Origin of the sequence: Virgibacillus proomii (assembly GCF_018916875.1) — a bacterium.
Lineage (GTDB): Bacteria > Bacillota > Bacilli > Bacillales > Amphibacillaceae > Virgibacillus > Virgibacillus proomii_B.
Genome location: NZ_JAHLNO010000019.1, coordinates 809,736 through 832,399 on the forward strand (window position 1 = coordinate 809,736; position 22,664 = coordinate 832,399).

Annotated in this window: 23 protein-coding genes and 1 pseudogene; 22 read left to right on the top strand and 2 right to left on the bottom strand. The window is 36.6% G+C overall.

What is annotated here, in order from left to right:
- The first annotated feature begins 14 nt into the window (after positions 1 to 14).
- The 18 genes and pseudogenes from hpaB to KQI21_RS11080 all read left to right on the top strand — a co-directional run bounded on the left by hpaB (position 15) and on the right by KQI21_RS11080 (position 16,334).
- Positions 15 to 1,481 carry a 4-hydroxyphenylacetate 3-monooxygenase, oxygenase component gene (hpaB, locus tag KQI21_RS11000; RefSeq protein WP_216484208.1) on the top strand — a complete coding sequence of 489 codons (1,467 nt, stop codon included), beginning with the start codon at positions 15 to 17 and terminating at the stop codon, positions 1,479 to 1,481.
- Positions 1,482 to 1,689: 208 nt separating this feature from the next.
- Entirely contained in the window at positions 1,690 to 2,163 is a 474-nt protein-coding gene (locus KQI21_RS11005) for a flavin reductase family protein (protein ID WP_216484209.1), read from the top strand.
- A gap of 61 nt (positions 2,164 to 2,224) precedes the next feature.
- Positions 2,225 to 3,727: a 5-carboxymethyl-2-hydroxymuconate semialdehyde dehydrogenase gene (gene hpaE / locus KQI21_RS11010; RefSeq protein ID WP_253291399.1), complete on the top strand. Its 1,503-nt coding sequence runs from the start codon at positions 2,225 to 2,227 to the stop codon at positions 3,725 to 3,727.
- 14 nt (positions 3,728 to 3,741) lie between these two features.
- On the top strand, positions 3,742 to 4,722 hold the full coding sequence (gene hpaD, locus KQI21_RS11015; protein WP_216484210.1) for a 3,4-dihydroxyphenylacetate 2,3-dioxygenase: 981 nt from the start codon (positions 3,742 to 3,744) through the stop codon (positions 4,720 to 4,722).
- A gap of 357 nt (positions 4,723 to 5,079) precedes the next feature.
- A complete protein-coding gene (gene hpaI / locus KQI21_RS11020; RefSeq protein WP_253291434.1) occupies positions 5,080 to 5,955 on the top strand; it encodes a 2,4-dihydroxyhept-2-ene-1,7-dioic acid aldolase in 876 nt (291 codons plus the stop codon).
- Positions 5,956 to 6,262: 307 nt separating this feature from the next.
- Complete coding sequence (locus KQI21_RS11025; protein WP_309245538.1) at positions 6,263 to 7,051, top strand: fumarylacetoacetate hydrolase family protein; 789 nt, start codon at positions 6,263 to 6,265, stop codon at positions 7,049 to 7,051.
- Positions 7,048 to 7,806, top strand: coding sequence for a fumarylacetoacetate hydrolase family protein (locus KQI21_RS11030; protein WP_216484212.1), 759 nt, complete (start codon positions 7,048 to 7,050; stop codon positions 7,804 to 7,806). Before KQI21_RS11025 ends, KQI21_RS11030 begins: the two co-directional genes overlap by 4 nt.
- Positions 7,807 to 7,830: 24 nt before the next feature.
- Positions 7,831 to 8,214: a 5-carboxymethyl-2-hydroxymuconate Delta-isomerase gene (locus tag KQI21_RS11035; RefSeq protein ID WP_216484213.1), complete on the top strand. Its 384-nt coding sequence runs from the start codon at positions 7,831 to 7,833 to the stop codon at positions 8,212 to 8,214.
- 213 nt (positions 8,215 to 8,427) lie between these two features.
- Positions 8,428 to 9,105 carry a GntR family transcriptional regulator gene (locus KQI21_RS11040; RefSeq protein ID WP_216484214.1) on the top strand — a complete coding sequence of 226 codons (678 nt, stop codon included), beginning with the start codon at positions 8,428 to 8,430 and terminating at the stop codon, positions 9,103 to 9,105.
- A gap of 760 nt (positions 9,106 to 9,865) precedes the next feature.
- Positions 9,866 to 10,909, top strand: coding sequence for a TRAP transporter substrate-binding protein (locus tag KQI21_RS11045; protein ID WP_216484215.1), 1,044 nt, complete (start codon positions 9,866 to 9,868; stop codon positions 10,907 to 10,909).
- A 5-nt stretch (positions 10,910 to 10,914) separates the two neighbouring features.
- Positions 10,915 to 11,403, top strand: a complete 489-nt coding sequence (locus tag KQI21_RS11050) for a TRAP transporter small permease (RefSeq protein WP_216484216.1) — start codon at positions 10,915 to 10,917, stop codon at positions 11,401 to 11,403.
- Positions 11,393 to 12,697: a TRAP transporter large permease gene (locus tag KQI21_RS11055; RefSeq protein WP_216484217.1), complete on the top strand. Its 1,305-nt coding sequence runs from the start codon at positions 11,393 to 11,395 to the stop codon at positions 12,695 to 12,697. Before KQI21_RS11050 ends, KQI21_RS11055 begins: the two co-directional genes overlap by 11 nt.
- A gap of 448 nt (positions 12,698 to 13,145) precedes the next feature.
- Positions 13,146 to 13,367 carry a hypothetical protein gene (locus KQI21_RS11060; protein ID WP_216484218.1) on the top strand — a complete coding sequence of 74 codons (222 nt, stop codon included), beginning with the start codon at positions 13,146 to 13,148 and terminating at the stop codon, positions 13,365 to 13,367.
- 70 nt (positions 13,368 to 13,437) lie between these two features.
- Positions 13,438 to 13,596: a hypothetical protein gene (locus tag KQI21_RS11065; protein WP_216484219.1), complete on the top strand. Its 159-nt coding sequence runs from the start codon at positions 13,438 to 13,440 to the stop codon at positions 13,594 to 13,596.
- Between the two features lie 29 nt (positions 13,597 to 13,625).
- Positions 13,626 to 14,174, top strand: a pseudogene (gene queC, locus KQI21_RS11070) (7-cyano-7-deazaguanine synthase QueC).
- On the top strand, positions 14,171 to 14,281 hold the full coding sequence (locus KQI21_RS16175; protein WP_253291400.1) for a 7-cyano-7-deazaguanine synthase: 111 nt from the start codon (positions 14,171 to 14,173) through the stop codon (positions 14,279 to 14,281). Before queC ends, KQI21_RS16175 begins: the two are co-directional and overlap by 4 nt.
- Positions 14,282 to 14,573: 292 nt before the next feature.
- Positions 14,574 to 15,755, top strand: coding sequence for a hydroxymethylglutaryl-CoA synthase (locus KQI21_RS11075; protein WP_216484220.1), 1,182 nt, complete (start codon positions 14,574 to 14,576; stop codon positions 15,753 to 15,755).
- Positions 15,756 to 15,971: 216 nt separating this feature from the next.
- Positions 15,972 to 16,334 carry a hypothetical protein gene (locus KQI21_RS11080; protein ID WP_216484221.1) on the top strand — a complete coding sequence of 121 codons (363 nt, stop codon included), beginning with the start codon at positions 15,972 to 15,974 and terminating at the stop codon, positions 16,332 to 16,334.
- 138 nt (positions 16,335 to 16,472) lie between these two features.
- Here KQI21_RS11080 and KQI21_RS11085 read toward each other — a convergent pair whose 3' ends face one another.
- On the bottom strand, positions 16,473 to 16,925 hold the full coding sequence (locus KQI21_RS11085) for an SRPBCC family protein (RefSeq protein WP_216484222.1): 453 nt from the start codon (positions 16,923 to 16,925) through the stop codon (positions 16,473 to 16,475).
- A gap of 474 nt (positions 16,926 to 17,399) precedes the next feature.
- Between KQI21_RS11085 and KQI21_RS11090 the strand changes: the two genes are divergently transcribed.
- Positions 17,400 to 18,278, top strand: coding sequence for an ABC transporter ATP-binding protein (locus KQI21_RS11090; RefSeq protein WP_216484223.1), 879 nt, complete (start codon positions 17,400 to 17,402; stop codon positions 18,276 to 18,278).
- Positions 18,275 to 18,979 carry a hypothetical protein gene (locus KQI21_RS11095; RefSeq protein ID WP_216484224.1) on the top strand — a complete coding sequence of 235 codons (705 nt, stop codon included), beginning with the start codon at positions 18,275 to 18,277 and terminating at the stop codon, positions 18,977 to 18,979. Before KQI21_RS11090 ends, KQI21_RS11095 begins: the two co-directional genes overlap by 4 nt.
- A 404-nt stretch (positions 18,980 to 19,383) precedes the next feature.
- Here the strand turns inward: KQI21_RS11095 and KQI21_RS11100 are convergent, their stop codons facing one another.
- Positions 19,384 to 19,812: an Hsp20/alpha crystallin family protein gene (locus KQI21_RS11100; RefSeq protein ID WP_216484225.1), complete on the bottom strand. Its 429-nt coding sequence runs from the start codon at positions 19,810 to 19,812 to the stop codon at positions 19,384 to 19,386.
- 297 nt (positions 19,813 to 20,109) lie between these two features.
- Here KQI21_RS11100 and KQI21_RS11105 point away from each other — a divergent pair, with 297 nt between their 5' ends.
- Positions 20,110 to 21,279, top strand: coding sequence for a hypothetical protein (locus tag KQI21_RS11105; protein WP_216484226.1), 1,170 nt, complete (start codon positions 20,110 to 20,112; stop codon positions 21,277 to 21,279).
- Positions 21,280 to 21,335: 56 nt separating this feature from the next.
- Positions 21,336 to 22,580, top strand: coding sequence for a metal-dependent hydrolase family protein (locus KQI21_RS11110; protein WP_216484227.1), 1,245 nt, complete (start codon positions 21,336 to 21,338; stop codon positions 22,578 to 22,580).
- Positions 22,581 to 22,664 lie beyond the last annotated feature (84 nt).

Below are 22,664 nucleotides of genomic sequence, written 5' to 3' on the forward strand. Positions count from 1 at the left end.
AGGGAGGGAAATATATGCCGGCTAAAACAGGGCAACAATATATTGATCGTTTAAAGAAAGCAAAAAATAATGTTTATATTCATGGAGAACGTGTTGATGATGTAACAGAACATCCAGCTTTTAAAAATGTGATTCAATCCATGGCAAGATTATATGATATGCAGTATGAAAAACCAGAGAAAATGTTATATACATCACCAACAACCGGTGATCCAATCGGGAAAACATTTATGGTTCCGTCAACGGTTGAAGATTTGATAGAACGCCGGGAAGCGATTATGGAATGGCAAAGTTTTACGAAAGGATTAATGGGCAGATCTCCTGATTACTTGAATGCAGATGTGATGGCAATGGGGCAGGCAAGTGAATTTTTTGCTGAAGGAGATCCGATGTTTGCGGAAAATGCAAGAAACTATGCGGAATTTGCTAGAGAAAATGATATTAGTTTAACTCATACACTGATTCATCCACAAGTAAACCGGGCAAAAATTCAGGCGGAACAAAAAGATGCGAATGTCGCCTTGCACGTTGTGGAAAAGAACGATAATGGTGTTATTGTTGATGGGATTCGGCTGCTGGCAACACAGGGAGCCATCACGGATGAGATTTTAGTATTTCCTTCAACCGTCAAAAAATCCGGAGAGCTTGACGATCCCTATTCATTAGCATTTGCCTTGCCGAATAATACACCGGGATTAAGGCTTTTAAGTCGGGAAGCTTTTAAATTTGGCAGTAATAAATATGATCATCCATTAAGCTCCTCTTTTGAAGAAGGGGATGCGATTGTAGCATTTGATCATGTATTAGTTCCATGGGATCGAATCTTTGTATTGGAAAATTCGTCCATTTGTAATCGAGCTTTTGCAGAAACCAATGCCGTCGTTCATATGACACATCAAGTGGTAGTGAAAGATATTGCCAAAACAGAATTTTTACTCGGTGTCGTACTCACACTGATGGATTCCATTGGAATTGATGGCTTTCAGCATGTAAAGGATAAAGGAACAGAAATTATGCTGACATTGGAGACGATGAAGTCTCATCTGTTTCGCGCAGAGCATAATGCCAAAATAGATAGGTGGGGGATGATGACTCCTGACTTTGCTGCGTTAGATGCTGCTCGAAATTGGTTTCCACGTGTATATCCAAGAATGGCTGAAATTGTTAGGATTCTCGGAGCTTCAGGATTAATGGGAATTCCAACCTATAAAGACTTTGAAAATGAAGAGATTGGTCCCATTCTGCATCGTGCCATGCAAGGGAAGAATGTGGAAGGATATGAACGTGTACAAATTTTTCGGTTGGCATGGGATTTAACGATGAGTGCATTTGGTACAAGACAGACACATTATGAATATTACTTCTTTGGTGATCCTATCAAAATGGGAATGGCTTATTTTGATAAATATGATAAAGAAACATATAAAGCCCAAGTGCGAGAGTTTTTAAGCAGCCAAAAAATCGATACGTTAACACTTTAGTTTCAAAAGAAGATTACTGATAGAGGAAATGGAGCTTAATCATACGTCATCATTGTCTTATACGGAAGGATGAAAAGCAGAATTTCGAGACTTTGCTGCGTCATTTTTACTGATTTTCGCATACCTTCTTATTGAAAGTTTAGAAAGTAAAGATAACAAAATGATCATGAAGCTTCTGAAGAAGTATATAAAAAGGGAGGGTATAGACATGGAAAGTAGAGCTTTTCGCGATGCTATGGGACGGTTTGCTACTGGAGTGACAGTGATTACGACAAAAGCAAATAAAGAAGTTCATGGAATGACAGCGAATGCGTTTATGTCCGTTTCATTAGACCCGAAATTAATCACGGTTTCCATTGATAATCGGGCAAATATGCTAAAAAAAATCAACTGCTCGGGCAAATTTGCGGTTAATGTACTATCGGATTTACAACAAGATATTTCTATGCACTTTGCTGGTCAGGCAAAAAAATACGATGAAATTCCTTTTGCAATGTTTCACAATGTTCCTATTATTCAGGGATCGCTTGCATCCGTTGTTTGTGAAGTAGATCGAACGTATGTGGTAGGTGACCATACGCTCTTTATCGGAAGCGTAGTTGATGCTTTGTTAACAGAGGGCAACCCGTTAACATTTTATGATGGAAAGTATAGGAAGTATCAACCAGCAGAATATGTATAACGGATCTTTCTGTCACCTGAATGATATATGATTTTATATATAAAACAAAGGAGCGGATAGCATGGCAAAGCAACTTGCAGATCAACATGCGAAAATGCAGCAACAAGTAAAAGATATACAGCTTTATATAGATGGACAATTTGTTGATGCTGAGCATAACAAAGTATTTGAAAATAGTAGTCCGTTTACCAATGAAACGATCAACAAGGTAGCGATGGGAGAGCAAGCAGATATAGATAAAGCAGTTCATGCTGCAAAAAATGCATTTAAAGGGGAATGGGGCAAGCTAAAAGTGAAAGATCGGTTAGCTTATATTTATAAAATTGCCGACCTCATTGATGAACATATTGATGAAATCGCTCCCTTAGAGTCGTTTGATACCGGATTACCAATTAGTCAAACGAAGAAAATGGTCAGTAGAGCTGCTTATAATTTTCGCTTTTATGCAGAAATGGTAGCTACTCGTATGATTGGCGAGGCTTATCAGGTTGATGATGAATTTTTAAACTATACCATTCATAAACCTGTAGGAGTAGCAGGGTTAATCACCCCATGGAATGCTCCATTTATGCTAGAGACGTGGAAGCTTGCACCAGCACTTACAACCGGAAACACCGTCGTACTTAAGCCAGCGGAATGGTCACCGCTTACCGCCAATCGACTAGCTGAAATTATTGATAAAGCCGGTTTACCAAACGGGGTTTTTAATGTTGTACATGGTTATGGGGAAACAGCGGGTGCATCGCTCGTTGCTCATCCAGATGTAGCGCTTATTTCATTCACGGGCGAAACGAAAACCGGTTCGGAAATTATGAAAAATGGTGCTGATTGGTTAAAAAGATTTTCTATGGAACTTGGTGGTAAATCACCAATTATTGTATTTGAGGATGCGGACATAGAACGGGCATTGGATGCTTGTACATGGGGGATTTTCTCATTTAATGGGGAGCGCTGTACAGCTAATTCCCGTTTATATATTCATGAAACAGTTGCGGAACCTTTTATCGAAAAGCTAAAACAACGAATTGTCAATATTAAAGTTGGTGATCCGTTAGAAAGCGATACACAAGTCGGCCCGTTAATTCATAAGGAACATTATATAAATGTAAAAAACTACCTTAAGCTTGCAGAAGAGGAAGGATGTGAGGTTATTAGCGGCAATATTCCACCTGGTAATGGGAACTACGTTGCACCAACATTACTTTTACATGCAAGAAATGATATGCGAGTCGTTCAAGAAGAAATTTTTGGTCCGGTAATTGCAGCTATGACGTTTACGGATGAAGAAGAAGTAATTGAATTAGCAAATGATGTCCGTTACGGTTTAGCAGGCTATGTATGGACAAAGGACATTCAGCGAGGACATCGTGTTGCCCAAGCAATAGAATCTGGAATGTTATGGGTCAATTCACAAAATGTAAGGGATTTAAGAACCCCGTTTGGCGGAGCGAAACATAGTGGAATAGGTCGTGAAGGCGGGCATTATGCCTTTGACTTTTACACGGAAACCCAAATTGTTCACGTTGCATTAAAGGACCATTATATTCCGCAGTTCGGGAAATAGAGGGGGAAGTTTTCATGAAATTTAATATCATCCGTTCAGGACGTGCTGTTTTGCATGTTACTGACTTAGATAGATCAAGGGCATTTTATGAAGCGTTGGGCTTTATTGTGACGGAAGCAGATGATGAAAATATTTTCCTGCGCGGGCTAGAGGAGCATAATCATCATAGTTTGTGGTTAAAAAAGCGTACAGAGCCAGCAGTTGAAGCAATTAGCTATAAGGTCTCTACCGACGAGAATCTTGATGAATTGGAAAAACTCTTTCTTCAACAAGGGAAAAATGTGAAATGGCTTAAAAAAGGTACACAAAAAGCAGTTGGACGCACTCTTCGCGTTCAGGATAAGGCAGGTTTACCACTCGAATTTTATGCGGAAATGGAGACAGTCGACCGCTTACTTCAGCGCTATGAATTATATAAGGGAGCTAAAGTACAGCGTATTGATCATTTTAATTGTATGGTAGCAAATGTAGAAGAAGCTTATAACTACTATATAGATGAATTAGGCTTCGCTTGTTCTGAGTATACCGTTGATGAAAATGAGAAAATATGGGCCGCATGGTTGCATCGGAAGCCTTCGGTACATGACATAGCTTTTATGAATGGCGCTGGTCCACAGTTACATCATATTGGTTTCTGGTTAAGAGATCCAATGAGTTTAATAGAGGGTTGTGATGTTCTAGCTGCACTTGGTTATGGGCAAAATATTGAAAGAGGACCAGGACGGCATGGGTTATCAAATGCGTTCTTCTTGTATGTAAGAGATCCAGATGGACATCGAATTGAATTATACAATGGAGACTATTTAACTAGTGATCCGGACTTTAAACCAATTAAATGGGATTTAGATGATCCAATGCGCCAGACATTTTGGGGGCATGAAGCGCCAGATAGCTGGTTTGATGAGGCATCAACAGTATTAGATATTCATTCAGGTCAAAAAATATCGTTAGATGAACCTGTATTAAAGAAAAGAAAGCCGCAATTTGTTATCTAACATAATAAAAACATTGTTTTGGGAGAGGGATTCAGGTGCAATTGCTGATTGTTATAGGAAGTGAATGTTGTGCGCAATACCTTATTCATTGAGAGATTCAACAGCTATTTTAAGCGTGAAGCAAGAAGTGTTTATCCCGCATGTAAGGTGCCGTAGAATTACAACTTACGAGAATTCGGAGAAGTTAAAATTGTAGATAACGGCACCTAAATGCCCGATTCGTTTAACTAACATTCAAGGAGAAGAGCACTCCTTGAATGAAGTTTCACTTTATTTTAATTAAAAGATAGGCAGATAGAAAGGATGGTTAACTTGAGTAGAAATTTTACTGAAATTAAACAGCGATTACGAGGGTCAATGACCCCGTTGATTACCCCTTTTAAAGCAAATTATGAAGTTGATTATGAAAAACAGGCGGAGTTAATTGAGTATCAGCTGGAAAATGGTACTCACGCAATTTCTGTAACAGGAACATCCGGAGAACCAAGCTCGCTAAGCATAGAAGAGCGGGTAAATGTTATGGAAAATGCTAAAAAAGTAATTAATGGACGAGTACCTTTTGTGCCAGGGACAGGTTCAACCAATCATGAGGAGACGATGTATTTAACGAAGAAGGCGCAGGAAATGGACGCAGATGCAGCCATGGTCATCGTTCCATACTATAATAAACCAAATCAGCAGGCGTTATATAAGCATTTTAAGACAGTTGCAGACTCCGTTGATATTCCAATTATTGTTTATAATATACCGGGGCGTACTGCAGTCAATATGGAAGTAGAAACATTAGCTAGGCTAAATGAAGATTGTCCAAATATCGTTGGTGTAAAAGAGTCCAATAAAGACTTTGAACATGTAAATCGTGTCTTGCTTAACTGCGGTCGAGACTTTTTGTTGTTTTCTGGAATTGAACTGCTCTGTTATCCAATGCTTGCCATTGGAGGTGCGGGGTCTATCAGTGCAACTTCTAATGTGGAGCCGAAAAAGGTTGCTGAACTGCATAATGCCTGGGAGGAAGGCAATGTAAAACTGGCACAAGATCTTCATTTTGAATTAATGAAATTAAATGATGTACTTTTTAAAGATACCAACCCGGCACCAGTGAAAGCAGCACTAGGAATGATGGGGAAAATTGAACCCGTACTCCGTCTGCCAATGGATTTACCTTCAGAGAAGCTACAACAGGAAATACGAGAAACATTGGTAGAATACGAGAAACTATTACAACGCGCATAATTAGCTGTTTGGCAATAGAATTTTTTGACTCTTAAGCAATATCTTAGGTAGCATTATTTGTCAGGATATTGCTTAAGTCTATTTTGTACTATACAAAAGCATAAAATTTTAGGGTTTATAGTATAAGAAAAACTACAGCTTTCGCTAAAGACTTGGCGACAAGCCAAGTTTTTCTAATATGTTAAAGCGGTGTGACATTTCGAGCTTAGAAGCTCATATGGCATTGTGTAGTTGTCAAATGGTTAAATAGACCCTGCACACGAATATTTTTTAATCATTTGAAAACAAAAAGAAGGGATGATATACGGTGCAAACTGCTCGGGCTAAACTATGTGGAGTTAAGCCTTATCAAGAAGTAAAGCTAAGCCTACGTGATGAAAAAATTTCAATAGATGGAAAATTATACAGGATGGAAGAAGTCAGCTTTGATATTCCTATTTCCGGTACGGTTTACGGCACATTATTAAACTACCGAAAGGCGTATAAACAGTTAGAACCGGCTATGTCGCAAGCACCATACCATGCACCACCAAATGCGCCCATCTTATATATAAAACCAAGGAATACCTTTTCCTCATATGGAGCAGCCATTTTATTACCTGAAGGCATAACAGAACTGGAAATAGGGTCAGCTTTAGGTGTTGTTATTGGAAAAACGGCAACAAACGTAAAAGAAACAGAAGCGTTTTCTTATATAGAGGGATATACGATTGTAAATGATGTAAGTATACCACATACTAACGTGTATCGACCGGCAATTAAAGAAAAATCACGCGATGGATTTTGTCCGATCGGCCCATGGGTAATTAGGAAGGAAGCAGTTGCTAATCCGAATGCATTACGCATATGCGTGAAAATTAATGGAGAAGTGAAGCAGGAAAATAATACGTGTAATCTGCTTCGTCCAATAGAAAAATTGCTTGCAGACGTTACGGAATTTATGACTTTGGCAAAAGGAGATGTTTTACTAGTTGGTATTCCCGAAGATCCACCACTAGCTAAAGTAAATGATCTGGTGCAAATAGAAATTGAACATATAGGAAAGCTAGAAAATAAGCTAACATCTAAAGCAGCTTGGGAAGGAGGAACAACATGAAGTATGCACGTGTTGCTTATCAAGGGCTTTTGCATGAAGCGATTGTAACCGATAATGGAGTCAAGCTTCAGGATGGGAGGGTAGTTGGAGAAGAAGAGGTTATTTGGTTACCTCCAGTTGTGCCAAATACCATCTTTACATTAGGATTAAATTACGCAGATCACGCCAAGGAATTATCTTTTTCAGCTGTTCAAAAAGAGCCGCTTATCTTTTTTAAAGGTCCGAATACATTGATTGGACATAAAGGGAAAACGGTGCGTCCTGATGATGTTACTTTTATGCACTATGAGTGTGAGTTAGTTGTCGTGATTGGCAAGCAGGCAAAGCAAGTGAAAAGAGAAGACGCCTATCATTATGTTAAAGGATATACGATCGCAAATGACTATGCGATTCGTGATTACTTAGAAAACTATTATCGACCAAACCTTCGCGTAAAGAATCGGGACAGCTGCACCCCAATCGGTCCATGGCTTATTGATAAAGAAGATATGAAAGATCCTATGAATTTAACATTGCGTACATACGTCAATGGCAAGATAACACAAGAAGGAACAACGTCTGATATGCTTTTAAGTATTCCGGAATTAATTGAATATTTAAGTGAGTTTATGACATTATATCCGAATGATATTATTTTAACAGGAACACCGAAAGGATCTGTAAACACGGTTGTTGGTGATGAAGTGGTGACAGAAATAGAAGGAATTGGCCGATTAGTTAATACGGTTGTCAGTGAGGAAGTATTTCAAAAGTAACAAATCTAAAAGGGAGGAGCGCTGATGCCCCATTTAATTATTGAATATACCGATAATATTAAAGAAGAAGCAAATATTCCTGAGTTGCTAAAAACAGTAAATGCTACATTGCTTATTCATCAAGACATGATTCCAATCGGCGGACTTAGGTCAAGGGCAATTGAATTAAATAATTATCTCGTAGCAGATGGAACAGCAGATGACGCTTTTGTTCATGTAACATTAAAATTAGGGAAGGGTAGATCAGTCGAAACAAAGAAACAATTATGTGATGAATTATTTTCTGCGTTGAAGCGCCATTTTTCTTCTATCTATAAGAGACGTTATTTTGCGTTATCACTAGAACTTTATGAATTCACCTCACCCACGTATAAACTAAATAATATTCATGAGCGTTATAAAAACTAAAGCTAAAATCGAGATTCAGTCAATCGAATCAAGCAATTAAGAAAAGCGGTATCTGTCATACTAAGTTTTACATGGAAAAAACGTTTCAATCCTAAGAAATCTTTTCAAATGATGTCTTACGTGTAATGAACATTGTTATTTTACTAGAATACAAGTGAAGAAGCTTATACAATTTTGACAATCATATATTATATAGTATATGATATATCCACTATGGAAATTCAACCGATTACAAAAAAACAAAAAGCTTATGATTATATGAAGTCGCGCATTATTGAGGGCTATTATGCACCTGGACAACGAATTGTAATTAACCAATTGGTGAAAGAGTTATCTACTAGCGCAATTCCAATTCGTGAAGCAGTTCGCCAACTTGAGGCAGAAGGCTTAATTGATTATCAAAATAATATTGGACCAGTAGTTACTCCAATTAATAAAGATGAGTATTTTAATACAATATCTGTGTTAGCAGTCATGGAAGGATATGCAACAGCTTTAAGCAGTCAACACGGCATTACCAAAGAAAGACTGGCAGAACTGACGGAAAAAAATAATCAAATGAAGGAGGCTATCGATGAATTCAATTTCCAAAATTTTGGAAAGTTAAACCGTACCTTTCACGAGTTGATTTATGTACATTGTAAGAATACATTTTTAGTTGATGAAATTCGTCGGTTATGGTTAAAGCTTGATTCGATTCGCAGAGTAGGTTCTGCTTTTCATCCAAAGCGCGCTTTAGCTTCCATTCAGGAACATGAGCAATTAATTGAGTTATTGAGGAAAAAAGCTGACTTTGAAACAATTGAAAAAGCTGCTCGAATGCATAAATTAAATACTAGAGATGCATTTAAAGACCAGAGTAATTTTGTACAAGATCGGGTATTTTTTTAGGATTTTGTATGCTAAAAGAAGCCATGAGCTCGAATAGCGGCAAGGTGGCTTGCGTTTAAGTAACAGATGTGTCCAATAAGCCCATGACCGGAGCTAGCAGTAAAAATAATTATAGAAAGCACAGGTATTGAAAACTCCTAAATGATGTAATTTTCATGAATCACTTAGGAGTTTTCTCAAACCTTATAAACCATACGAAAGTATAAAGTTATCATGAACAACTAAAAAGTTGGGAATTATTACGACAAGATGTACTATCATCCATTTATCCCGCATGTAAGGTGCCGTAAGACCCCCACTTTAAAAGCCTGATTTGGTACAAAAGGGTCTAAGTGGGAGAAAACGGCACCTAAATGCCCGATTCGTTCAAAGGCCTTAGGTCATACCCTTGTGGTACTAACATTCAGAGGAGATGGAAGAAACTCCTACTGAATAAATTTTCACTTTATCGAATTATTCTAATCATTTATTGATAATGTATACGTAATTATATATAATATTATATATAATGTAAACGTTTTCTCGTTAAGTGCTCTGTGTTTTAATTTATCTAGCATGTAACTGGCAGTAAGTCCTGCCCTTCCATGCTAGATGTGAAACCCAGGAGGATAAGTGGAGAATCCAACTGTAAGACAAATGTCAATTCTGTTCAGGGGCCTTTAGGTCATACCTTTAAGGTACTAACGATCAGTGGGGGAGAAAAGAAATCCTCACTGATTGAAGATTCGCTTTATAAAGATAAATTAATGGAGGGGGAAGGATGTCACGTCGATTAAATTATTTTATAGCTTTATGTTTCATGTTGTTACTTACGTCATGCTCAAAAGGAATAGCTTCAACTGGATCAGAACATCATTTAATCATTTCGCATTTTTTGCCAGGTAATCATCCGATTCAAACAGAAGTGTTTCAAGAAATAGGTAGCGAAATAGAAGAAAAATCAAATGGAGTTATTACATATGATATATATCCGGCCAATGCACTGGGAGGAGCAGGTTCTCAGTATGATATGGCTGTTACAGGGGAGGTGGATATTGCATTAAGTGTACACGGATATTCCCCTGGCAGATTCCCCTTAGTATCGATTTTGGAGCTGCCATTTTTGGCTGAGACAGCGGCTCATGGTTCAGAAATCATGGAACATTTATATCAGGAATTTCCAAGTATTCAAGCAGAACATAGCGATACGATACCACTTTATTTATTCACTGCTGACCCAGCACAACTGATCACGAAAGATCATCCCATTCAATCACCAGAGGATTTAAAAGGCTTACGTATTCGTTCTCCTTCACCATTGGCAAACGATATTTTAGAGGTATTGGGAGCTGTGCCAGTTTCGATGCCAATGGGAGATGTTTATGAGTCAATGGAACGTGGTGTCATTGATGGAGCAATGGTTCCTTTAGAGGCGCTTTATAATTATAACTTATATGAAGTAGCTGCTTATATTACAGTAGGAAATTTTTCGACTACACCATTTTTCACGGTTATGAATAAGGATACATATGAACGTTTGTCTAATGAAGAAAAAGAAATTATCAATGGGGTTACGGGTCTGGAAGCGTCTATAAGGAGTGGGAGTGTTTTTGATGTTGACGGAGAAAAAGGAAGAAAATTAGCAAAAGATAATGATGCGGAAATAATTGAGATAAATGAACAAATGTTAGTTGAATGGGAACGGGCATTAGACCCCATCTTTCAAACTTGGATCAAAGATATGGAGAAAAAAGGGTTTCCCGGACAGAAAATTTACAACCGGGCATTGGAGTTAAGAGATGACTTAAAGGAGAGAAAGAAGTGATGTGAATGGAGAGACTAATTAACAAATTAAGCAGACTCTCACATATTATAGCACAAGCTATCTTGTTAGCCATGGCGGGTCTTATTACTTTAGATGTTTTAGGAAGATGGATATTTAAACAACCAATTACAGGGACGGTTGATTTCACAGAGATTGGACTAGCATTGGTAGTCTTTTTGACTCTTGCTTACACACATATCAAGGAAGAACATATTACGATAGATTTTGTAGTAGAACGATTTTCAAAACGCGTACAATTATTATTTTCTTTTTCAATTAATTTGATTATAGCGATGTTAATGGTCATTATTACTTGGAGTACTGTTACATATGCATTACGTCTTTATAGAGCAAATACAGTAACAGGGGATTTAAATATTCCTTTATATCCAATTGTATTCTTAGCTTTGATTGGATTAGGGTTATTTGCTTTAACCGCATGTTTACATGTTTTTTACTACTGGAAAAAGGTGGTTCGTAACGATGAGTCCTGAAATTGTAGGTGCACTAGGTATTCTTGCCTTAATCATCTTATTTTTAATGAAAATTCCAGTAGGTGTTTCTCTTATATTGGTAGGTCTAGCCGGAACATCCTTGATTCGTGGTTGGGATGTGGCATTTTTTCAACTAGGGAGGACTCCTTTTGATACAGCTAGCTCATACTCTCTAAGTGTCATTCCGTTATTTATTTTAATGGGTATGCTTTTATCTTATACCGGTATGGGAAAAGATTTATATCGTGCCGTAGATAGTTGGATTGGCCATTTGCGAGGCGGATTAGCGATGGCAACCATCGGTACTGCAGCTATTTTTTCAGCTATTTCTGGTTCTTTGAATGCTACTACGGCAACGGTGTCCAAAATAACACTACCTGAAATGGAAAAATATAATTATAAACCAAGCTTGTCTACTGCTTGTGTAGCAGCAGGTGGAACATTGGGAATTTTAATTCCTCCAAGCGTAATCCTAATTTTATATGGCATACAAACGAGAGAGCCAATTGGTGAATTATTAATCGCAGGGATTATTCCGGGGATCATTCAAGTTGTTATTTTTATGATTATTGTTGCTATTCTTGTACGCAAAGATCCTTCTTTAGCCCCTGCAAAAGTCGAGCAGTCAACTGTAAGGGAGAAGTTCCATACATTAAAAAGTGTTTGGCCGTTTTTAGCTTTGTTTGTCATTAGTATAGGAGGAATTTATTTAGGTATTTTCACTCCGACAGAAGCTGCTGGTGTAGGGGCAATTGGAGCGATGTTTTTTTCATTCATTTCCAAAAGGCTAAACTGGAACCGATTAAAGCTATCATTTAACGAATCGGTAAAACTAACTGCCTATATTTTTTTAATTCTCATTGGAGCTACTATATTTAGTCAGTTCCTAACAATTAGTAGACTCCCGGTAGTGTTGACACAAATGGTAGGAAACTTGGAACTAAATTCGTCTGTTGTTCTGATTGTTATTTTATTTGCATTATTTTTATTAGGCTGCTTTATTGAAGGTTTATCGCTAATTGTACTTACTATTCCAATTATTTATCCGGTTATAATAGAGTTGGGGTTTAATGGAGTATGGTTTGGGATTATTATGGTCATGGCAATTAATATCGGTTCATTGACACCCCCTTTAGGAATCAGTATTTTTGTTATTAAGGGGGTTGCCAATCATATACCGATACAAACTATTTTTAAAGGAGCAGTTCCAATGATTGTGGGTATGATAATCTGTATATTCTTGTTAATTATTTTCCCACAATTAGTAACGATTTTACCTAGTCTTATGCAGTAAGCATTCATCTTTTTTTTGTACAATTGGGAAAGAAGGGAGAAATACCGATATTATATAGCCTTAGCTGTTATTACGATGTAGAAGAGGAAGTGTGTTATGATTAACAAAGAGAATCAAAAATTAAATCTATTTGAAAAGCATAAAAATATACTAGAGTATAGGCCTACTAATAACAGATCCCTCTCTAACAGATAATCCAATCATTTATGGAAACAAAGGCTTTACTGAACTTCCGGTTATGAAGAAGATGAAATAATCGGCAAGAATTGTCGATTTCTTTAAGGACAAGATACGGATAAAGTCAGCTTATAAAAAAATGAACGAGGCAATAAAAAACAAGCGATCTCATTCAACTATATAATTATAAAAAGGGTGGAACAGGTTTCGGAATAAGTTAACGATTGATCTAATTTGGTCCAAAGAAGAGCAAAAGTATTACTTTGTAGGGGTGCAAAAAGATGTTGCGAAAGAAAAGGAAAGCGAGTTGCTTTTACAGCGTAGTTTAATGGAAATAGAAGCTATTTCAACACCGATTGTACCAATTAGAGTTACCATGATTGGTAACATGAATAAAGTTCGTGTTAGGTCGTTGATGACAACAATATCCGATTATATCGAAAACTCAAATGAACATATTTTATTATTGATTTATCTGGCTTATACGAGGTAGATACATATATCATATCAAGGCTATTAAAGATTCATCAATTTATTTCTTTAAAAGGAAAAGGAATTAATATTTGCCGAATTTTCGTCACGATATAGCTATAAAGGCAGTTAAAATACAAGATACGTTTAAAAATATATACACATTTAAGGATGTTAAAATGGCTTTAAATGATATAGACCGAATTATAAAGAAAAAAGAAGATCACTTATACAATCATGTAAAACAATAGACAGTAGTTTACGGGAAAGGTGGTCAGTGATGAATCATAAAGCCATTGTAGTTTTTAGTGGAGGTCAAGATAGCACTACTTGCTTGTTTTGGGCACGTGAAAAGTTTCAAGCAGTTGAAGCAGTCACTTTTAAGTATGGTCAAAGACATGTCGCTGAGTTAGAAGTTTAAAGAATTTTGCAGCGAGCTGAATGTTAAACATCATAAATTGGATATTAGTCTGTTAAGTCAATTACACCGAATGCTTTAACTCGCAGTGATATAGAAATAACGGAATCCGAAAACGGACTGCCAAATACATTTGTTCCGGGTAGGAATTTATTGTTTTTATCCTTTGCTGCAGTGTTAGCAATGCGGATCAAAGCAAAACATATTGTTACTGGTGTATCAGAAACGGATTTTAGTGGTTATCCGGATTGTCGCGAGAGTTTTATCAAGTCTCTTAATGTTACCATTAATTTGGCCATGGATGACCAATTTATTATCCATACCCCATTAATGTGGCTGAATAAAGCAGGCGTATGGAAATTAAGTGATCAATTAGGCGCTTTTTCTTTCATGAAAACAAAAAAACATTGACTTGTTATAATGGAATTAAAGGGAACGGATGTGGAAAATGTCCTGCCTGTAAATTAAGAAGACAAGGTCTTAAAAAGTATGAAGAACAAAAACGTAAGCAGCTGTAGAAGAAAGGTATGCAAACTTTATACAACTGCTCGATTGCCTTCGTTTTCTCTTCATATAGAAATGAAATAGTGGTAAGCATCACGTAGGCATTAAATTGTTTCTACAAAATCTACTTCTCACCTATTAAAAGCTTGATAAAGAAAGATAGAATTTATCTTTTGGAAGCGCCATAATTGTGTTTGGCTTCGGATTGTATTATTATTTATATGTTGAACGATGCAAGAATTTAATTGTGAATTTAGTCACTTAAATATGAAGCAAAAACTATTAGAGTAAGCAAAGGAGTATATTATGAAAATAGGAATTGATAAAATTGGTTTTTATGTTCCACATTTATATGTAGATATGAATAAACTTGCAAAAGCAAGAAATGTAGACCCAGAAAAATATACGATAGGTATTGGTCAAGAAAAAATGGCAATTGCACCAATTACACAGGACTCTGTGACATTGGCTGCTAATGCGGCATTAGATATTTTAGATGATGCCGATAAGGAGAACATTGATTTTGTTATATTTGGAACGGAGACAGGAGTGGATAACTCTAAAGCTGCTGGAATATATGTTCACCACTTATTAGGACTTAAGCCGAATGTAAGAACAATTGAAGTGAAGCAGGCTTGTTATGGAGCAACAGCAGGTATTCAAATGGCAAAAGGTCATGTTGCATTAAATCCAGACAGTAAAGTACTAGTTCTAGCCTCCGATATTGCTAGATATGGTTTAAGAACTGGCGGTGAAGCAACACAAGGGGCAGGCGCAGTTGCACTAGTAATTAGTAGAGATCCCCGTATCATGGAGCTCGAGGATAAAAGTGCCTTTATGACCGGCGAGGTGATGGACTTTTGGCGACCTGTATATTCGGAATATGCTTTAGTTAATGGCAAGCTGTCGAATGAAAAATATCTTTCTTTCTTTGAAGAAATTTGGCAGACATTTAAAACTTCTACAGGCTTATCAATAAAAGATTTTACCGCTATTTGTTACCATCTTCCATATACAAAGATGGGGTTAAAGGCACTGCGGACAATTTATGATGAGGGAACAGAAGCGGATAAAGAGCGTTTGTTAGAAAACTTGGAATATAGTAAAATGTATAATAAAAACGTAGGTAATATTTATACAGGCTCCTTATATTTAAGCTTGATATCTTTACTTGAGCATCAGAAGGATTTAGAAGAAGGAGCAAGAATTGGTTTATTCAGCTATGGATCTGGAGCTGTAGGAGAGTTCTTCACTGGTATATTACAACCAAACTATCAAGCTCATTTAAATCAAAAACAACATGAAGAAATGCTAGCTTCAAGAATAGAAGTAACCGTAGCGGAATATGAAAAAATCTTTGAGATGATTTTACCTAAAGATGGATCAACAGTACAGTTAGATACAGAGGCGGATCCGGCAAAAATAAAATTAGCTGGGGTAAGTGAGCATATTCGCCAATATATTAATAACAATAGGCATAAGGAATGATCAAAAACGGATTTCTCTAAACTAGAGAAATCCGTTTTTTACTGTTAGGGAAACGATATTTTTGTGGTGGATATCTTTTTGAAAAGCAGCATCGTCTAGCTTGGGCGCTCAAGCTATAGCCAAACTCTGATTTTCTAGTCAACACGGGAATCTAAAGGAAGGCCGACTAAATGCGGGCTTGTCGCTCAGGCGTCGGCATCCCCCTGTTTTAGAGACATGTTTTCTTTATCCCGCAATTCCCGATTTCGGTTGGTTCGACAGGACAAGGAAAGCTACGTCAGCGACACATCGCACGCAGAAAAAGTGCTTTCCTTTTTTAAGGACAAGGAAAGCTACGTCAGCGATGCATCGCACGCAGAAAAAGTGCTTTCCTTTTTCAAGGACAAGGAAAGCTACGTCAGCGACACATCGCACGCAGAAAAAGTGCTTTCCTTTTTCAAGGACAAGGAAAGCTACGTCAGCGACACATCGCACGCAGAAAAAGTGCTTTCCTTTTTCAAGGACAAGGAAAGCTACGTCAGCGATGCATCGCACACAGAAAAAGCGTTCTTCTTTTTCAAGGAGAAAAGCTCTCCTTAAATGAAGTTTCACTGTATCTGTCAGAAGTTCTGCAGTTTGTACGTTACTAAACGAGGGCGCTTCTAGTTTTTGTTCTACATTTACGATAAGAAATGATAAACTTAAAGAGACAAATTATTCGGAAATGCATCAATCAAGTTATGAAGAGGAGTAAATTTCTGTTAATTTATCTGCAACGGCTTCTGTCAATTCCTTAGTCATTTTAGGGACAAAAGATTTCAAAACGGGATTTATAACCGACCCGAGCATACCACTAGCCTTTATATTTAAATGACCAGTCATATTGATTTTTTTATCGCTAATCGTTTTTGCATAGAAGGATCCGCCTCCAGTGAATTTTTCACTCAAACCAATGAGATCAAAGGTTACTTTATTAGGCTCTTGCCATTCGGTAATAATAACTTTTAACTGAACTTTTTTGTGAACGATTCCAAGGTCTCCCTTAAACGTCCAGGTTGATTCTCTGTCATTTAAAATTTCATGATCAATATATCCGGGAACTAATGGTGCCCATTGATTCATATCGCTGACGAACTTCCATACGTCATTAACAGGAACATTCATCTCGATTTCATGCTTTCCACTAGGCATAAAGATCTCACCTTCCTTGAATTAATCATATATGGATGAAGAACACCACGTATATTTGGCGTTACTAATTGTATTCTCAATACAGGTTTTATTAATAAAAATGAACTTATCATTTGAAAGATTTTTAAAGAGGGGGATTTCATATATTTTTACCACACAGAAAGCTAAATAAACGTCTTTGTTGAAAAGCTAAGAATGTTTAGAAAAAGATGTACATAATTGTATGCAAATGAAATTTTAATAACGACGAATAAACGCAGGTCGTACCCTGAATAATAGCGGTAATGGGTTGGAAAATACAGAATTTTACGTTTATAACTGTTGCAGGTATAATGATACGTAATGACTAAGAGAAAAGCAAGTACAATGTAGAAAGAATAATTTCCTCTCAAAATGTATTGTTAATTTTAGTTTGTAACAGCAGTAACCATAGCTTTTCGACTTAACGAAATCAGCCTAAAGAGGAGAGATTTAATGGCAAAACTAATTGAAGGAAATCATATTAGAAAAACGATTAATAATAACGATATTTTGAAAGACTTGTCCTTTTCCTTTGTAAAAGGAGAGGGAGTTGCCATTCTAGGGCCAAACGGTTCTGGTAAGAGTACGTTATTAAAACTGTTAGCAGGACTGACCAAACCTACTAGTGGAACAATACATACACATGACTCTTGCAAAGTTGGCTATGCACCGGAACAATTTCCAAATGGAATAAGGTTCAGAGCTTTTGATTATCTCTATAACTTAGGAAAAATACAGGGATTATCAAGTAAAAAAACAACGAAACGAGTGAACGATCTTCTTCAACAATTCGGAATGCAAGATGAAATGCAAGCTATAAAATATTTCTCAAAAGGGATGAAGCAGAAAGTTAGTATTATGCAGGCTTTATTAATGGGTCCTTCCGTGTTAATTCTGGATGAGCCGCTGTCAGGACTAGATTTTATCATTCAACATGAACTAGAGTCGATTTTATATGATTTAAAGGAAAAAGGATTAACAATTATTTTTTCTTGTCATGATGAAGTACTATTGCAACGCATTGCCAATCGAATCATCGTGTTACATCAAGGTGTATTTTCTCAAGATTACCATCCGTCATACAAAAGGCAACATCAATATGTCACTATCCGGGCTTCTATCCCTCGAGATCGCTCGTTAATCACGCGCTTGAGTAGTCGAAGTGAAGTACGAATTATTAAAGTGGATGAAAGAATGTTTGTATTGGCAGTATATGGGGAGAAAAGTAATGATGTTTTGGTAGAACTCATTCAATCCGGTTCGTCGATTTACTTTGTTCAGCAGACTTTACAAGCAAATATTGCAAATTCCAAGGAGTGGAAGCTAACATGAAAGCTTTGATTACTTATCAACTTCGGGATTATTTAAAATCGTATAATTATGTTGCGCCTTTTAGTGTTTTTATCATCATGTTAATCGTCAATTATGCATTTTATCCGAACCCAGTTTTGTCTAGTTATGGAGTGACTGCTATTTATTTGTACATCATAACTGCATGGATAACAGTTACCTTTTTTCATACCGAGGATTCTATACAGCAAGGAATAACTATTATCCATGCAGGCAGCGAAAATAAATACTTTGTTAGTAAGTATCTGAGTTTATTGTTTATCACGATTGTATGTGCAGTTATTTCTGTCGTATATCCAGTCGTATTTGGCATGTTTTCCGAGCAGGTAACAATAGCATCATTAACAATTGGTTTTCTAACACATCTGTTACTGGGAGTATTAGCCATATCCATCGGTGCTTTATTTACTAGAAATATTGTTGAGACGAAGAGCAATCAATGGTTGGGAATTATATTAGTTCTTGTCGTGTCTATTTCATCGCTTGGAATTCAACAGTTGCTCCCGCCATCCTGGGAATATTTATTGCTTTTGATTCCTCCGATATCTGAAGTTATTGTACAAATGAACGATTCTTTAAACGTCAATGATATTCTGATCATGTACGGTTGGAATATAGGGTATTCAAGCTGTTTGATCATCCTGTTTTTCTTCATTTACCAACGAAAAAAGAGGTATAAATAAGTTTATTTTGTAGTTGCCAACAGGTTGGAAATAGGTAAAAATCAATAATTTATCAGGAGTAAGAACAACTTAGGCGATGAAAATGAAAAAGTATGGAAACAATCAAATAGGTTGGGAGCAAATTTGTTACCATGCTGAGAAGTATTATCATCATTGCATCCATTATTACTACTGTCTTTATACGTTCCACCAATAGTATTAATTTTGGATTGGTAGTTTTTGATTATCGTAATTTATATTTCTTAATTATTTTTATAAAAATATTTAACAATTTAACAATTATAGTTAATTGTTATTAAAAAATATTGGCATAAAAATGGGGCCATTAAACTCCTACTAAATACTAGGAGTAGTTTAATGGCCTGAATTGTTCAAAATAAATATAAGTAACTTCCAAATATTTTTTATTCATCTGTATTATCTTCAATATCAATAAATTTTCTGCTTGAATTCCTCTTTGGAATCGTTACTTTTAAAATACCGTTTTTTAGATCAGCCTTTGTTTCTTTTTCAGATATAGCAAATGGAAGGTTGACGACACGTTCTGCTTTTCTGTTATAATAGCTTTCATCATAATCCTGTGAAGAATGGTCCTCAGCAGTAATCCGCAATTGGTTACCAACTATTTCTAATTTGATTTGCTCACGCTTATAACCAGGTAGCTCTGCTTCCACGATTACGTCGGAAGCCGTTTCATAAGTCCGGACTGCCAATGGTCGTTTAATTAAAGCATTAAAATTTTTAGCTGATTCATTAAAAAAAGCATCCATTTGCTCCATAAGTCCTTGAAAAGGTCCACGGTCTCCCCGTTTCCGTCTATTGTTACTTTCCACAATCAACACCTCTTTTTATCATTTTTTATTACTAATGTATGCTTTTTCTTGTTTATAGTAGTGGGCGCAAAGATTTTCAAAATCAGATAAACAAAAAAGTTTAACGATATTTGATTTAACCTTTGCCAAAAAAGAAAGCGATACCTTTATTGTGTTATCCGTTTTTTTAGTTTTTATAGAATAGGCGAAAGAGAATATAAAATAAAAAAACGGTAATTATCAAAAAAAACTGTATAGACAAACAATAATCCGAGTGGTATAGTAATTAGTATTATTTTTTAAAAGGAGGGAATTCTCTTGCTATCCAATCCGCTTATTTCTACAGTACTCATTTTTTCACTAATTGCTTTTGGTGAATGGCTCTCCATTATTTCTAGAGCGAGAATACCAATGTTACTTACTGCAATGACGGGTTTTCTTGTACTGGTATGGACAGGTGCTTTTCCGGATGATATTTTAGAAAAATCACAATTCGCGGCATTAGGAGCTATCTTAATAGGTCCTGCAATTGTTCATATGGGGACATTGATTCCTTTTTCTTTATTGCGCTCTCAACTAAAAGCAGTTCTAATTGCTTTAGGTGGTATCATCGTATCTGGTGTAATTATTCTGATTATTATTTCTATTGTTTTTGACTATGCAACAGCAGTTGCAGGGGTAGGGCCGCTAAGTGGGGGAGTTATTGCTCTAATCATTACAACGGAGGAGCTCGCTGCTATTGGACGATCCAGTCTCGTGGTTATTCCAGCATTAATTGTTGCATTTCAGGGGGTTTTAGGCATGCCAATTGCGTTAAATTTTATGCGTAAATATGCCTTGAAAATGCAGAAGCAATTAGATACGGGTACATTTATTCCGATGAGTTCAAGTATGAAACAAGGGGAAGAGGCTACATCTAATCAACCAATTAGCTCCCTTAAAATAAGTCTAACATTGAAATTATTTTACGTATTTTTAGGTGCTGGGTTAGGTGTTTTTTTAGGAGAAATAACGCCTATTCATTATAGCTTATGGTGTTTAGCCATTGGGGTAATTGGCTTGAAATCAGGCATATTTGAAAGCAGATCACTGGAAAAAGCAAATTCTTTCTCAATTACAATGGTGGCAATTATATTTGTAGTTATTGGCACAATGGCTGATGTGACACCAGAAGAAGTGTTACAGAATTTACCTAGTATTCTAACAATCTTACTGATAGGAACAATTGGAATTATGTTAGGCGGTTATTTAATGTCAAAGGTAGTGAAATGGGATCCATTAAAAGGTATGCCTGTTGCATTAACGGCACTTTTTGGTTTTCCTGGAGACTACATTTTATGTGAAGAAGTAAGCAGAAGTGTAGCTAGGAATAAGGAAGAAGAAAAATTAATTTTTAACGAACTGCTTGCACCAATGTTAATTGGCGGTTTTACTACAGTTACTGTTGCATCTGTTATTATTGCCGGTTTATTAGTACAAACATTGTAACTTAGAGAATAAAGTGTTTTTCTTACATCTTTTGATTATATAGGGAGGAAATGATGATGACAAAGCTACTAATTCAAAATGGTCTGTGTATTGATGGAAAAAGTAGTGAACCTAAAAAGAATTGGATCGTAGTTATCGAAGGGGAAAAAATAGTTTATTTTGGGGAAGAAGCAAGCTATTCATTATCTGGAGATGAGACAGTTATCGATGCCAATGGAGGAACGATCCTTCCAGGCCTTATCGATACACATGTACATATGATGTTGGAATTCTCACCGATTGCCGAGCGACTAGCTACTCCATTTTCATTTATGTATTATCAAGCAGCACAGTATTTAAAAACAACTTTACACGCTGGGGTAACTTCTGTTAGAGACGCTTTAGGAGCAGATCTTGGGATAAAGAAAGCAATTGAAGATGGACTTATTCCTGGTCCTAGAATGCAATTAAGTATTAATGCTTTAACGATTACAGGAGGACACGGAGATGGTTATACGGTGTCTGGAAATATTATTGATTTATTGCCAACTGATTATCCTGGGATGCCAAATGGAAAATGTGATGGGGTAGAAGAAGTTCGGAAAAAAACAAGAGAAATGTTGCGTGCTGGTGCTGAAGTAATTAAAGTTCATGCTACTGGTGGGGTACTAAGTGCTACAGATCACCCGGAATTTACTCAATTTTCACTGGAAGAATTAAAAGTGATTGTAGAGGAAGCGCGTTTTCGTAAAGGTGTAAGGGTAATGGCGCATGCACAAGGTACAGAAGGGATTAAGAATGCTGTAAAAGCAGGCATCCAATCCATTGAACATGGAATTTTTATTGATGAAGAAGCAATTGAATTAATGCTTGAGCATGGAACGTTTTTAGTTCCGACCTTATTAGCTCCGGTTGCCGTTTTAGAAACAGCTGAGGAAGCAGGAATGCCAGCTACGGCTGTAGAAAAGTCGAAAGAAGTAATTGAACAACACCATGCAAGTATTGCAAAAGCTTATCAAGCCGGTGTTAAAATAGCGATGGGAACAGATGCAGGTGTGATGAAACATGGAACGAATTTACGAGAGCTTGGATTAATGAAAGATATTGGTATGACACCGATGGAAACAATTATTGCTTCTACGAAAACAGCTGCAGAGTGCTTGGGCTGGCAAGATAAACTGGGAACGTTAGAGCAAGGAAAGCTGGCAGATATTATAATTGTAAAAGGAAATCCACTAGATGATATATATTCACTGGCAGACAATGAAACTATTCAAGTAGTCATCAAGAATGGGAAAGTTGAAAAAAATACACTCGAATAAAAATACAGCATAAATGTGCTATAACTTTCAATTGAAAACCTCCCTTTAAGTTAGATTATCTTGCTTTTAAAGGGAGGTTTTCTG

Coding starts and splice junctions, on each gene's coding strand:
- hpaE (WP_253291399.1), top strand. CDS start 2,225: ATGGCAAAGCAACTTGCAGATCAACATGCGAAAATGCAGCAACAAGTA.
- KQI21_RS11005 (WP_216484209.1), top strand. CDS start 1,690: ATGGAAAGTAGAGCTTTTCGCGATGCTATGGGACGGTTTGCTACTGGA.
- KQI21_RS11090 (WP_216484223.1), top strand. CDS start 17,400: ATGGCAAAACTAATTGAAGGAAATCATATTAGAAAAACGATTAATAAT.
- KQI21_RS11040 (WP_216484214.1), top strand. CDS start 8,428: ATGGAAATTCAACCGATTACAAAAAAACAAAAAGCTTATGATTATATG.
- hpaI (WP_253291434.1), top strand. CDS start 5,080: ATGACCCCGTTGATTACCCCTTTTAAAGCAAATTATGAAGTTGATTAT.
- hpaD (WP_216484210.1), top strand. CDS start 3,742: ATGAAATTTAATATCATCCGTTCAGGACGTGCTGTTTTGCATGTTACT.
- KQI21_RS11095 (WP_216484224.1), top strand. CDS start 18,275: ATGAAAGCTTTGATTACTTATCAACTTCGGGATTATTTAAAATCGTAT.
- KQI21_RS11080 (WP_216484221.1), top strand. CDS start 15,972: ATGTTTTCTTTATCCCGCAATTCCCGATTTCGGTTGGTTCGACAGGAC.
- KQI21_RS11045 (WP_216484215.1), top strand. CDS start 9,866: ATGTCACGTCGATTAAATTATTTTATAGCTTTATGTTTCATGTTGTTA.
- KQI21_RS11075 (WP_216484220.1), top strand. CDS start 14,574: ATGAAAATAGGAATTGATAAAATTGGTTTTTATGTTCCACATTTATAT.
- KQI21_RS11055 (WP_216484217.1), top strand. CDS start 11,393: ATGAGTCCTGAAATTGTAGGTGCACTAGGTATTCTTGCCTTAATCATC.
- KQI21_RS11085 (WP_216484222.1), bottom strand. CDS start 16,925: ATGCCTAGTGGAAAGCATGAAATCGAGATGAATGTTCCTGTTAATGAC.
- KQI21_RS11050 (WP_216484216.1), top strand. CDS start 10,915: ATGGAGAGACTAATTAACAAATTAAGCAGACTCTCACATATTATAGCA.
- hpaB (WP_216484208.1), top strand. CDS start 15: ATGCCGGCTAAAACAGGGCAACAATATATTGATCGTTTAAAGAAAGCA.
- KQI21_RS11030 (WP_216484212.1), top strand. CDS start 7,048: ATGAAGTATGCACGTGTTGCTTATCAAGGGCTTTTGCATGAAGCGATT.
- KQI21_RS11110 (WP_216484227.1), top strand. CDS start 21,336: ATGACAAAGCTACTAATTCAAAATGGTCTGTGTATTGATGGAAAAAGT.
- KQI21_RS11035 (WP_216484213.1), top strand. CDS start 7,831: ATGCCCCATTTAATTATTGAATATACCGATAATATTAAAGAAGAAGCA.